The organism is Rubellimicrobium arenae (assembly GCF_017916275.1).
Taxonomy (GTDB): Bacteria; Pseudomonadota; Alphaproteobacteria; order Rhodobacterales; family Rhodobacteraceae; genus Rubellimicrobium; species Rubellimicrobium arenae.
Genome location: NZ_JAFMST010000010.1, coordinates 37669 through 50715, shown reverse-complemented (window position 1 = coordinate 50715; position 13047 = coordinate 37669). Strand labels below are relative to the sequence as shown.

Here is a 13047-nt window from a genome sequence, read left to right as displayed (position 1 = left end):
AGGCCCGGGAACGGGAGCCTGCCGGAAGTTGCGGCGCTTGGGCCGCAGATTCCGGCGTGCAACCTGCTCGTCTGGATCCAGGCCTGGCAGGTTTCCTCCACCTTGCCCCGGTCCGCGACGCTCCCTGTCCCTGGGCGTCCCCCGTCACGGCAGCGCCGGCCGCCGCCCGCCGAAGCCCAGGCCCGGCCAGCGCGAACGCAGCATCTGGGCCAGTTGCGCGAGGTTCAGGACCAGGAACACCAGGTTCCACGCGACCACGTTCATCATCGGCTCGGGCTGGCTGTAGAAGTAGGCGACGACACAGGACGTGCCGACGACGGACAGCAGCCGCAACCGGAGCATGTCGGTGGTGAAGTAGCCCAGGACGAAGAAGATGTTCGCGGCATTGATCAGGACGTTCATGACAGAAGCTCGAATACAGGAACTCAAATGGCGGGCCCACCACGGCGGATGACCGGCGGCGCGGGCTCGTGTGAAATGCAGGCGGGCGGGACCACCGGGTGCGAGCGGCGCTTGTCGCCACGCCCTCCCCCGGAGAACCCTGGGCGCTCTCTCGCGCCGAACGCGTTTGGCAACAAGTCAGGAAAACAGGACCACGCGCCACCGGCGGGCCGGAGGTTCCTCGGGGCACCGGACCGTCCTGCCGGCGGCACGCCAGGCTCATGGCCCCGTCCCGCTCTCCCCGGGAGCCGTTCCGTGCTTGAGCCCTGCCACCGACGGATCCCGTGTCGGCGCACTGCCGAAAGAAGGCCAGCACCCTGGCCCCGAGGGCTGACGGCCCTTGTCGCCGCGTGGGGCGGAGGGCCCCATGCTCCGCAAGACGTTCGCGCGCTGGCCGCGTTGATCGGGCACACGCCGCCGATGGCCCACTGCACGCAACGGGCAGTTCCGTGACCGGCAGCACCCTCCGCACGTCGGGGTGCCTGCGCCGAGGAGGGCAGCTTCAGAAGGGTTGGCAGGCCTTGGTCGGTGAATGGCGGCACCGTGAAGATCTGTTGCAGGGTCGCGCCAGCATAGCGGGCACCCAAGACCTCCTGCCAGGCGCGGACGTCTGCCCTGTCGCCGGCCGGATGCGACGCGGCCACCGCCGTCACCAGCATGTCGATACGGGGACTGGGCGCCCGGCCCCGCTGCTGGCCCGTTCGACGGCCTCCCCGTGCCTGCCGTCCGCAGGTTGGGCGGCGCCCGTGCAGGCCTGCATCCCGCAGAGCACGGGATCGAGAGGGCTGAACTCGATGGCCCGGTCCATGTCCACGCGACAGTCCGAAGTCCGGCCCGCCAGCATGGCCGCGAAGCCGCTCGACCGCGGTCCGGTGCGTATCGCATCGCGGCGGACTGGCGGCTCGTGAACGACAGGCCCGCGAAGGCACCGGCGAAATGAGGGGCGAGCCGGGTGTCGCGTTCGAAGTACCCTGCCACGATGGCGTTGCCGGCCTCCGTAAAGCGGACGATGTGCGGCAGCCCGAGGTGGCAGGCGCCCCAGGCGTCGAGCCGCTCGGTCGGGCCGGACCTATCCCGCCCGATCCTCGATCATCTCGCGGATCCGCATCATCAGGGTGTCCACCGAGAACGGCTTGGTCATCATCGCCATGCCGGGCTCCAGGAACCCGCCCGCCTGGGTCGTGTTCTCGGCATAGCCGGTGATGAACAGGACCTTGAGGTCCGGGCGGGCCAGACGGGCCTGATCCGCCAGCTGCCGCCCGTTGAGGCCCGGCAGACCCACGTCCGTGACGAGGAGATCGATCCGCCGCCCCGATTGGGCGAGCCTCAGCCCCTCCGGCCCGTCCGAGGCCTCGAGGGCGTGGTAGCCCAGGTCGTTCAGGACCTCGACGATGAGCGCGCGCACCACCGGTTCGTCCTCGACCACCAGGACCGTCTCGCCCGGGCCGGCGCGCGGGACCGAAACCAGGCCGGCCTCCTCGTCCTCGGGGTTCGCCGCCCCGCGGTGACGGGGCAGGTAGAGCTTCACGGTCGTGCCCTGCCCTTCCTTGGAGATCACGCGCACATGGCCTTCGGACTGCTTGGCGAACCCGTAGACCATGGACAGGCCGAGCCCGGTTCCCTGGCCGATGGGCTTGGTCGTGAAGAAGGGGTCGAAGGCGCGCTCCAGCACCTCCGGCGGCATGCCCGACCCGGTGTCCGCGACGCAGATGGTCACATACGAGCCCGGCTTCATGTCATGATGCGCCACGCAGGCCTCGGCAAGGTCGAGGTTCGCGGTCTCGACCGTGAGCTTGCCTCCGTCCGGCATGGCGTCCCGCGCATTGAGGCACAGGTTCAGGATCGCGCTTTCGAGCTGCACGGGATCGCAAAGGGTCCGCCACAGGTTCCCGGCCAGCTTCATCTCCAGCGTGATCCCCGGCCCATGCGTCCGCTGGAGCAGATCCTCCATGTCCGCCAGGAGCCGGTTCGCCTCGACGGGCTTGGGGTCGAGCGGCTGGCGGCGCGAGAAGGCCAGCAGGCGATGCGTGAGCGCGGCCGCCCGCTGGGCCGAGGTCATGGCCGCTCCGATGTAGCGTTCGAGGTCGGCGGTCCGGCCCTGCCGCAGCCGGTTGCCCATCAGGTCCAGCGACCCCGTGATCCCGGTCAGCAGGTTGTTGAAGTCGTGCGCGAGCCCGCCGGTCAGCTGGCCCACGGCCTCCATCTTCTGGCTCTGGCGCAGCGCCTCCTCCGCCTGGGTACGCTCGGCCACCTCCTGTGCGACGCGAGCCTCCAGGATCTCGTTCAGCTCGCGCAGTTCCACCTCGCGGGCGCGCCGATCGGTGATGTCGGTGTGGACGCCCACCCATTCATGAACCTTGCCCGAGACATCGCGGGCGGGAATGGCCCGCATGGAGAACAGGCGCCACTCGCCATCCTGGCGGCGCACGCGATGCTCGTGGACGAAGGCGCGCTGCTCCGCCACCGCGAGTCGCCAAGCGTCGACCGTGGGATGCACGTCGTCCGGATGCACGGCACGGGTCCATCCATAGCCCTGGTACTCGTCGAAGGACTGCCCGGTCAGGGCGGCCCAGCCGGGCTGCTCGCCCACCATCTGCCCGGTGGTGTCGTTGGTCCAGAGCCGGCCCTGCATGGCGTCCACCGCCGCGCGGAAGCGCGCCTCGCTGAGCCGGAGCGCCGCCTCGGCCTCCTTGCGGGCCGTGATGTCGAGCACGAACTCCACCACCTCGTCGCCCACCCGACGGGCCGCGAAGAGCCCCCACCAGCGCGAGCCGTCCTTGCGGTAGTACTGCTTCTCGTAGGGCGTCGTCTCGCCCAGCGTGGTCACCTCGCCCACGGCCTTCCAGGACGGCTCGACGAACTCCGGCGGCGTGAGCTCCTGCCAGGTCTTGCCCATGGCCTCCTCGCGCGTGAAGCCGGTCATGCGCAGGAAGGCCTCGTTCATGTCGGTCAGGCCGAAGCCCTCGCCCCAGAACATCACGCCCACGGTGCTGATCGCGAGCACGTTGCGCAGCCGCTCCTCGCTGCGCCGCACGGCTTCCTGAGCCAGATGCTCGGCGGTGATGTCCCGGGACACGGCAAGAAGCTTCTCGGGTCGTCCGTCGGCCCCACCGATCGGGGCGACGACCACGTCCCACCAGCGGGGCGTGCCCTTGGCCGTGAGGGCATGTCCGCGGAAGCGCGCCTCCCGGCCCGACCTGGCCGAGTCCAGGGCCGCCTCGGCCGCCACCCGATCCGCCCCGGACCAAAGGTCCGCGAAGGGACGGCCCCGCAACGTCTCGAAGTCATCGAGCTCCATGACCGTGTGACCGCCCGGGCTCATGAACTGGAGCCGCGCGTCGAGGTCGAGCACCTTGATGCAGTCGCTGGACGCGGCGAAGATCCGGTCCTTGAGCTCGGCGCCGGCCCAGACCTCCTCCTTCGCCTGACCGGGCGGCCGGTCGGGGTCGGGCTCCCTGGCTGCCAGATCGGCTCTCAGGCGGGCGTTCTCGGCCTCGAGGGCCGCGACCCGGCGGTCCAGGCGATCCAACTCGTCAGCGTGCTGAATGGTCAAAGGGCGCATCCCCCACATGGGCTCGATCCCAAGCAGGGTCCCGGCTTAAACAATCGTTTCACCTGCGTCGACAGTTTTGACGCGCCGACGGGAGGATGCGGCACCCGGACGCGGCCGGACCGGAGCGCCCGGGGTCGGCCCCGAGAGGATGGCCCCGGGTCCCGCCCTGCCTGACGGTTCCGGCCACGGCCTGCTCCGGGCCTCGCCCGCTTACGGGACCTGGTGGCACGGGAGGGGCCCATGGGACCCTCCCGGTTTCCCGGCCCCTATTGGGCCAGCCAGGCCTGGAAGCGCCCGTCGAGCTCGTCGCGATGGTCGGCCCACCAGCCGTAGTTGAACAGGATGCTGTGGGCGGCGTTCTCCGGCGACGTCGGCATATGCGGAGTCATGTCGATGCCGAGTTCGGCGTGGGTGGACACCAAAGGCTGGGACGAGGCGCGCATCGGGCCATAGGAGATGTACTTCGTCTGGTTGGCGAGGTGCTGGGTGTCGGTGGCGAAGCGCAGGAAGTGCTTTACCCGGTTCAGCCGGTCCTCCGGCAGGTTTGCCGGAACCACGAACCCGTCGATGTCGAGGACCTCGTAATCCCAAAGCATGGCCACCGGCTGCTTCTGCTCTTCGATCACCGAGAACAGGCGGCCGTTGTAGGTCGATCCGATCACGACCTCCTTGTCGGCGAGCAGCTGGGGCGTCTCGGCGCCGGCGGTCCACCACACGACCTGGTCCTTGATGGTGTCGAGCTTGGCCAAGGCCCGTTCCACGCCCTCGTCCGTTTCCAGGCTGTCGTAGACGTCCTCGGCCGGGACGCCGTCGCAGATCAGCGCCCATTCCAGATTGTTGATCGGGCGCTGCTCAAGAGCGCGCTTGCCCGGGAAGGTCTCGGTGTCGAAGATGTCGCAGATGTCGTCCGGGGTCTGGCCGTTCCATTCAGCCACGTCGGTGCGGTAGCCGAAGGTGGTCGAATAGGCGTTCGTCGGAACGTGGCACTCGGACACGATGTTGTCGCCGAAATCCTCGCTGGCCGGGGTGCCGTCGGGCGCCGGGGCCAGCCAGTCGTCGAGGGGCACCTCCATGACGGCGCCTTCGTCGCAGAGCCGGATCGCATCGGCGCCAAGCGCGTCGACGACGTCGGCGGTGACATTGCCGGCCTCGGTCATCGCCCGAAGCTTCGCGACGGCCTCGGCCGAACTCTCGTCCCAGGTCACCTTGACGCCGGTGGCGTCGATGTAGGGCTGGACATAGGCCTTCAGCTGCATGTCCTGATAGGCTCCGCCCCAGGACATGATGACCATGGAATCCGAGCACCCCTCGCACGGAGGCAGGTCGGCGGCTGTCGCATCCTGTGCCAGAGCCGCGCCGGCCATCGGCATGAGCGCGAGCGCCGCCGAACCCATCAGCATGGTGATCTTCATTGATTGTTCCCCCTGTTCGATCTTGTTGGCTTCGTGGGCCGCACCAAGGGTGCGGCGAGCTTCATTGGCGGCCAACCCAGGACGACCGGGCCGGCCCACACCGACATGTTAGGCCATTTTCGCGGCGATGTGGCTTGCAATCATGAGGTCGGGATGCGCGCCCCAGCCGTTCGCGGATCGGGCTGCGGCCGGCCTCAGGACCGCGACAGCTGCAGGTCCGGGCCATCCTGGCCCCCGCCGCCCCCCGTGGCGGCACGCAGGATCGACCTGGCCTCTGCCGATGCCTACACCCGCTCGGGCGCCCGCGTGGCTGGCGGAACGCGCCGGCGCCACGGCTGGCCTTCGGGGCCGCGTCTGTTTTCCTGCGCCCGGAGGACCAGCCCGAGGCCTCGATTTCAAAGCGGCTGGAGTGGATCTGCGGGCGCTGCTGGACATGGTGGTTGGACTTTGGGCCGCTCGGAGTCGCGCGGCGTCCAGACCCGGACCCCAGGAGCCTGAGAACCTGTTCGCCCCCGTCTGCGCCGTGCCCCCTGACGCGGAGGCTGGGCCAGGTTCTCAGGCTCCCGGGCCTAGAGCAGGGCTTCCGCTCCCAGCACCAGGTAGAGCGCCAGCGCTCCCGCCCCCATGGCGCCCAGCACGCTGCGCGTCCACAGTCCGGCGCCGACCGTCGCCAGAGCCGCCAGGATGCGGGCCGGGTCAGGTTGGCCTGCGGTGGCCTGCGGCCAGAGCACGAGGGGCGCCACCAGGCCCGGCAGCACGGCGACGGCCGTGTAGCGCAGATGGCGCAGGACCCACTCCGGCATCGGCCTCCGCCCGATCAGTCCCAGAAACGAGAAGCGGATCAGGAAGGTCCCAACGCCCAGGACGATGATGATCGCCCATACGGTCGCGACCGTCATGCCAGTCTCCCTGTCAGGCGCCGCTCGACCTCGGCTCCGACGGCCATGGCAAGGATCGCCGCGATCAGGAGACCCAGGGAATAGGGCACCCAAGCCAAGGCAAGCGCACCCGCCACCGAGGTGACGGCCGCCGCGACCTGCGGCAGCGTCCTGAGCCCGGGGGCTACCATGGCCAGGAAGCATATCGGCACCGCGAAATCGAGCGCGAGCCAGCCCGGGATAGTGGCGCCCAAGGCGGATCCCGTCGCCGTCACCAGCAGCCACATGGGGATGGCCGGCCCCGCAGCGCCCGCGAAGTACATGAGCCGGTCCCGCATCGACCAGTGAGGGTGCCGGGGATAGGCCTGCGAGGCACAGGCGTAGCTCGAGTCGAAGAGCGCATAGGCCGCCAGCGCACGCTGCCACACCGGAGCGGCGCCCAGATGAGGGGCAAGGGCGGCCGAATACATCGCCATGCGCAGGTTCACGGCCAAGGCGGTCAGCACCACGACCACCGCAGGCGCGCCGTCCGCCATGAGGCTCACGGCCGTGAACTGCGACGCCCCCGCGATGACCCCGATCGAAAAGCCCATCGCCGCACCGAGCCCCAGTCCCGCTTCGGTGGCCGCAACTCCGAAAAGGAGCCCGAACGGCGCCAGCGCCGCCATGAAGGGCAGTCCGTCCCGCAGACCTTGGGCGAAGGCGCTTCGCCCAAGGCGCCGATCCTGACCGTCGGAGGAGGCGGCGTCCTCCGGGCCCGATCCAAGGTTGCGCATTCCGTCCCCGCGAAGGGGAGGCGCATCTTTGTCGACGCTTTCGGTCAATCCCGCTCTCCGGACAAGATCACACGGTCCCAGCCTGCGAACAGGTTGCAACCTGCTCTGCCTTATCGGTCAGGGCACGCCGGCTGCTACGGTTTATTGTGGGTCTGCGCCCTCAAAGCACCGGGACCAGAGCCCGGCAGGTCGTCCGCACGGAATTGGGCCCTTCTCGCCCGATGGCAACGGCTGCCAGACCTTCAGGCGCGCAAAGGCATTCTCGATGTGGCAGCGCTGTCGGGGACGTCCGTTGTGTCGGGCTTGCCGCAGCCCCGTTCGGCGACCAACGATGTGGAGACGTCGGCCCCGGGCCTTCAGTTCGCCACGACGTCGAGGCAGGGGCATTTGCCATTCTGGGCGTCGCCTGTCCGGGCCGGGACGATGCAGCTGGCTTTCCTTGCCAAGGGGCAAGACCACCTCGCACGACCCAACCGGCAATCACTTGCGTGAATGAGGTCTCTTTCCCCAAGCCCAAAGGCGTCAAAAGAGGCGAACTCCAATTGGGAAACCAAGCACAGTCGAAGATCGGATGAAGCACTCCGGCCTTTCCGATCGAGCGCATGGATTGCTCGGGGGTCGCTTGATCTGAACCCTGCTCGGCCGACCGGTCCACGGCGGAGGCGAGGACTTGCGCTTCCGCCTGTTTCGAGCCGGGAAAGCCGCGTCCTGGACGCCGACCTGGGCTCCGCGCCATGATGATGGGCGTCGATGCAGAGATCGACCGGCTGTCGGCCAGGGCCGGCTTTCGTCGGTGCTGACGAGGACAGGAAAAGCCTCTCCGGTCATTCTGAAGCGGCAGACTCGACCGGGATCGTTCTTGTCGCGAACGAGAAGCGGAGTGCAGTTTCGTCTCATGCTCCTTGCGGGGTGAAGATGCCGCGCTCCACGAGGTCCGGCGCGACGGCCACGACGCTGGGACGCTCCGGCTGCTCTGGAAGGAGCCGGACCAGGGCAGCAGCCTCTTGTCCGAGCTGCCGATCCGGGCCACGGGCCCGGTCTCCTCGGAGGGGCGCTTCGCCGTTGCCATCGCGGGCTTCGGCCAGTTCCTGCGCGGCTCGCCGTCCGTGGCGGGATGGAGCTGGGACGAAGCCATCGCGCTGGCCCGGGCCAACCGCAGGACCGGCTCTCCGATGATCCGTGCGCGCAGATGACCTTCGGTCGTCCGCAATCCGGCGTTCTGGCTGTCGCCCGAAGCCGCCATCAGAGCCAAGCCGCGCCGGGTTTGCCGTAGGCCGTGCGGCGACGCGTCGCTGGTCTCCTGCCAGCTTCGAAGCCGGGGACGAGCCGCTGCAGGTCCGGCTTTCGGCTTGGTGAGGTTCACCGGGACCGTTGGCACCGATCTGACGCTGCCGCAGAGGACGTCCGGACAGGACACGACATCCAGAGCGAATGACGGCCCCGCCCTGGGCGGCTCGACGCCGATCCTGGTCCAGCTACAATCTTGCTTGGACGGAGGTGAGAGGCTGGCCAACAGGCTCCAAGCCGTCCGGGAGGAGGACACATGTTCAAAGCGAACCAAGGCCGTTCGGCGGCGTTCCTGACGATGAAGCCCTGCCGAGCCCTGACTGCCATCACGATCGCTGCCCTGCTTGGCGCTCAACCCATCGGGCTGGCGGCCCAAGAGGCTGCAACCGACCCCGGGAACCAGACGTCCAGTCCTGACACTCAAGTCGAGACGACTGGCGCGGACTGAGCGGCCGGAGCGGGAAACTGGATCGACACCTGGACGGCGAGCCCGCAGCAGGACTGGGGCGATGACTTCTTCGCGGCGCCCGGGATCCCCCGCTCCCTTCGCGATCAGACCATCCGGCAGGTCGTGCGGGTGAGTCAGGGCGGCGACCGGATCCGGGTGGAGTTCTCCAACGAATATGGCGAGCATCCGCTGGTGATCGGGGAAGCGCATGTGGCCCTGGCGGGCGAGAGCGGCGCCATCCAGCCCGGCACCGATCAGGTGCTGACCTTCGGCGGCGAGCAGGGCATCACGGTGCCCCCGGGCGCGCCGGTCTGGAGCGATCCCGTGGACCTTGCCGTCCAGGACCTCGGTTCCCTGTCCGTCAGCCTCTACCTGCCCGAGGTCGCGCCAACGACGACCTGGCACAATGATGCGCGGCAGACGGCCTACATCGGCACCGGCAATGTCGCGGACGACGAGACCTTCGAGGCCACGCAGACCTTTCCTTCCCGCATCTGGCTCAGCGGCATCGCCATCGATGCGGTTCCCGGAACGCGTTCCATCGTGCTCTTCGGGGACTCGATCACCGACGGCGACGGCTCCACGCTGGACGCCAACAACCGATACCCGGATCAACTGGCCGAGCGGATCGTGCCCATGGGCGCCGAGGTGACCATTCTGAACGAGGGCATCTCGGGCGCGCGCGTGCTACGCGACCGCATGGGAGAGAATGCCCTGGCCCGGTTCGACCGCGACGTGCTCAGCCATCCGGGCGTGGACACCGTGGTGCTGATGATGGGCATCAATGACATCGGCTGGCCGGACAGCGCCCTGGTCCCCGAGGGCGAGCCCGCCCCTACGGCCGAGCAGATCATCCAAGGCTACCGGCAACTCATCGATCGTGCCCACGCCCATGACCTGCGCATCATCGGGGCAACTCTCACGCCCTTCAACAATGCGTTCGAGGGCGGGCCGCTCGAGGGCTACTACAACGAAGCAAAAGAAGCGAAGCGGCAGGCGGTCAACGAGTGGATCCGCACGGGCGGCGCGTTTGACGGGGTGATCGACTTCGATCAGGCCGTACAGGACCCTGCGAGCCCCGGCCGGATCCAGGCGGCGTTCGACAAGGGAGACCACCTCCATCCCAATGACGCAGGCTACGAGGCCATGGCCCAGTCCATCGACCTTTCGCTTCTCGGGATCGGCCAGTGATCCAGGCGACGCCCGTATGAGCCTGTCCGGGCGGGGATGGCGTGCCGTCCCCGCCTCGGGACATTCACCTGCGCCACTTGCGGCTAAGTCCGGCCAACCGCCTCGTCCATTGGCAGTCGGCCACAACGATCCGTGCTCTTGCGGAAGGACACCTCTGTTCCGAGGTCGATGATCGGCTCGGGGTTCGGCTGCCCCTGGATGACGGCAAGCGCCTCCTCGACCGCACGGAACCCGATCTCGTAGCGGGGCGTGCGCAGACTTGTCAGGCTGGGGTGGGCGCCCAAGATCATGTCGCTGTCGTTGAAGCCGGCAATGCCCAGGTCCTCGGGGACACGCAATCCCTGGGCGATCGCCTCGAACAGGACCCCCAGAGCCAGGGGGTCGTTGTTACAGAAGACGGCATCGACCCTGGGCGTCATGGCGAGAAGCTCCCGGAGCCCCGCACGGGCATGGAGGGGCGTGATCACCTCGCCGCGTTGCTGGCGCGACTGGCCCTCCGGGTCCTTGCTTGTACGGGTCATCAGCAGAGAGGGGTCGTAGAGACCCGCCTCCTCGAGGGCTCGCTGCCAGCCCTGCAGGCGCCCGACGGACCGGGTGTTCATCCAGCCAACCAGGAACAGGTAGCCGATGCGGCGATAGCCCTGATCGATGAGGTGCCGGGTCATCTTGTAGCCCGCATCCACGTGCGAGAAGCCGACGACCCGATCGATGGGATCCCCGGTCAGGTCCATCATCTGGACCACCGGGCAGCCGGCATCCGCCAGCATGCTTCGCGCCAGGGGACTCTGGTCGATGCCCGAGACGATCATCGCGGCCGGCTTGTGCCGCAGGAACTCGCCGATGAGGCGCTCCTCCTCCGCCGGGTCATAATGGGTGTTGCCCAGGTGGACCCGGAGGGGCGTAGGCTGCACGGCATCGTACACGCCCCGGAGCACGTCGCTGAAGATGTGCTGGGCAAGGGAGGGCACGATCACGCCGACCACATGCGTCCTGGTCGAGGCCAGCGCGCGAGCATTGAGATTGGGTCGATAGCCCAGATGCTCGACGGCGGCCATGACGCGCTCGCGCAGATCCACCGAGACGATCCCGGGAGTGTTGATGGCCCGTGATGCGGTGATCGGACTGCAGTGCGCCAGCCGTGCCACGTCCGTGAGGGTGGGTCGCCTATCGGCTCTCATGCGGCTCACGTCCTGACATCCAGCGTTCCATGGCAGATTGTATCACGGACATTTCTCGTTGACCAAATCACAATGACAGCGCTACCAATTCAGATGACAGCGCTACCAAACTCCGAATCAGGTCCGGCACAAGGGCCATACACAACGCGCTAGGCCGACCCGGAGGAGGGGCGGCATCCAAGGGAGGAAAATCGATGACGCTTACTCGTCGGGCCTTCGTCGGAAGGTCAGGAGCGGCTTTTGCCGGACTCGCATTAACTTCGACATTCGCAGCCAGGGCCATCGCTCAGGGCTCGGACACCCTGCGGATCGCTCTCTCGGCACGTGGCTTCCGGACGCTGGACCCGGCGCGTTCCATCCAGGGCGCCGACGAATGGGCCATCATCCACATGTTCGATACCCTGGTGGACATGCCGCTCGGCCGCTTCCCCGACAGCGTGGAGGAGGTCCAGCCGAGCCTTGCCGAGAGCTGGACGGCCAGCGAGGACAGCCGCACCTGGACCTTCAAGCTGAGGCCGGACGTCCAGTTCCACAAAGGGTACGGCCCGCTCACCTCGGAGGACGTCAAATTCAGCTTCGACCGCCTGCTCAACCCCGAGGAGCTGGGCGTGAGGTCGGCGCTCTACGAGAACCTCGAGAGCGTGACGGCCGACACGCCCGATACGGTGACCTTGCAGCTCAAGCTGCCGGATCCGCTCTTCATCATGGGCACGCTGTTGCACCACTCGGCCTCGATCGTCTCGAAGAAGGCCTATGAGGAGAAGGGCACCGAGGCCTTCGAACGCGACCCGATCGGCACCGGGCCCTACCAGCTCGAGAGCGTCGCGGAGGATCCGAGCCAAGGCATCCTCCTGGCGGCGAACCCGGACTACTGGGGCGAGGCCCCGCTCGTCCCCCGTCTCCAGACCATGTACATCGCCGACACGACGGCCCGCACCCTGGCCCTCATGTCCGGCGACATCCACATGATGGAGGGCGTGCGTGCGCCGGGATGGGTTCCCTCGATCCAGGCGCAATCGCCCGGCCTGCATTTCGATGTCGCCTCGCCCGGGTCCTTCTTCACCATCTCCTTCAACCTGGCGGCGCCGCCCTTCGACGACGTACGGGTCCGGCAGGCCGTCGCCTACCTGATCGACCGCGGCCAGATCGCCGAAGCCATGGCCCCCTTCGGCCAGCGGACCTGGGGCATCAACCCGCCCTCCTTCCCGGGCGGCTTCACGGCCGAGACGATCCCCGAGGAGATCCGCTACGAGCGGAACGTCGAAAAGGCCAAGGAGCTGCTGGCCGAAGCGGGCCACCCGAACGGGTTCTCGTTCAAGGCCTACACCTCGCAGCGCGAGGACTATTCCTCGATCATGCTGATGATCCAGCAACTCCTGCGCGAAGGCGGCGTGGAGATGGAGCTCGAGCTCCGGGACCACACGGCCTTCCATGCCGACCAGGCCACCGGCACGAACACGCTGTACCAACGCTCGGCGGCCTATCCCCCGGTGCCGACGCAAGCCATCTCCGAGCAGCTCGCCGCCACCTCCGAGGTCAAGCCGGACGGCTCCGGCGGGCCCAACTTCTCCCGGTACGGGGTCGTCGTCCCCGGCATCGACGAGATGCTGGCGGCCACGATGGCGGAGTCCGACCTTGAGAAGCGCCTGGCGATGGTCAGGGACATGGAGGTCAAGATCCTGACCGACCTGCCGCTCCTGCCGATCGTCACCAACGGCTACATGATGGTCCGGGCCGCCGACCTCGATCTCGGCTACGAGGTCCAGTCCGGCTACGCCCACTGGCGGCTGACGAAGGCCAGCTTCGCCGGCTGACGCCAGCCCGCCTCGGCGCGGGCGCGCCGGAACTCCCGCACTTCCCGCGCCCGCGCTTCCTCTGGAATC

General features: G+C 68.2%; 9 protein-coding genes. 3 read left to right on the top strand and 6 right to left on the bottom strand.

Annotated elements, in window-relative coordinates; all coding sequences use genetic code 11:
• Nucleotides 1-144 precede the first annotated feature (144 nt).
• The 5 genes from J3P31_RS16160 to J3P31_RS16140 all read right to left on the bottom strand — a co-directional run bounded on the left by J3P31_RS16160 (nt 145) and on the right by J3P31_RS16140 (nt 7060).
• Nucleotides 145-402, bottom strand: coding sequence for a hypothetical protein (locus tag J3P31_RS16160; protein ID WP_210529532.1), 258 nt, complete (start codon nt 400-402; stop codon nt 145-147).
• Nucleotides 403-1510: 1108 nt separating this feature from the next.
• Nucleotides 1511-3994, bottom strand: a complete 2484-nt coding sequence (locus J3P31_RS16155; RefSeq protein ID WP_210529531.1) for a PAS domain S-box protein — start codon at nt 3992-3994, stop codon at nt 1511-1513.
• Between the two features lie 266 nt (nt 3995-4260).
• Complete coding sequence (locus J3P31_RS16150) at nt 4261-5406, bottom strand: extracellular solute-binding protein (RefSeq protein ID WP_210529530.1); 1146 nt, start codon at nt 5404-5406, stop codon at nt 4261-4263.
• Nucleotides 5407-5975: 569 nt separating this feature from the next.
• The gene (locus J3P31_RS16145) at nt 5976-6305 is read right to left on the bottom strand and encodes an AzlD domain-containing protein (protein WP_210529529.1); all 330 of its coding nucleotides are present in this window, start codon (nt 6303-6305) and stop codon (nt 5976-5978) included.
• On the bottom strand, nt 6302-7060 hold the full coding sequence (locus J3P31_RS16140; RefSeq protein WP_210529528.1) for an AzlC family ABC transporter permease: 759 nt from the start codon (nt 7058-7060) through the stop codon (nt 6302-6304). Before J3P31_RS16140 ends, J3P31_RS16145 begins: the two co-directional genes overlap by 4 nt.
• Before the next feature lie 902 nt (nt 7061-7962).
• On the opposite strand from J3P31_RS16140, the gene J3P31_RS16135 reads away from it, so the two are divergent.
• The gene (locus tag J3P31_RS16135; RefSeq protein WP_210529527.1) at nt 7963-8253 is read left to right on the top strand and encodes a YfbK domain-containing protein; all 291 of its coding nucleotides are present in this window, start codon (nt 7963-7965) and stop codon (nt 8251-8253) included.
• Nucleotides 8254-8924: 671 nt separating this feature from the next.
• Nucleotides 8925-9986: an SGNH/GDSL hydrolase family protein gene (locus J3P31_RS21445; protein WP_210529526.1), complete on the top strand. Its 1062-nt coding sequence runs from the start codon at nt 8925-8927 to the stop codon at nt 9984-9986.
• Between the two features lie 83 nt (nt 9987-10069).
• Here J3P31_RS21445 and J3P31_RS16125 read toward each other — a convergent pair whose 3' ends face one another.
• Complete coding sequence (locus J3P31_RS16125; protein ID WP_210529525.1) at nt 10070-11164, bottom strand: LacI family DNA-binding transcriptional regulator; 1095 nt, start codon at nt 11162-11164, stop codon at nt 10070-10072.
• A gap of 194 nt (nt 11165-11358) precedes the next feature.
• Here J3P31_RS16125 and J3P31_RS16120 point away from each other — a divergent pair, with 194 nt between their 5' ends.
• Entirely contained in the window at nt 11359-12978 is a 1620-nt protein-coding gene (locus J3P31_RS16120) for an ABC transporter substrate-binding protein (protein WP_210529524.1), read from the top strand.
• Nucleotides 12979-13047 lie beyond the last annotated feature (69 nt).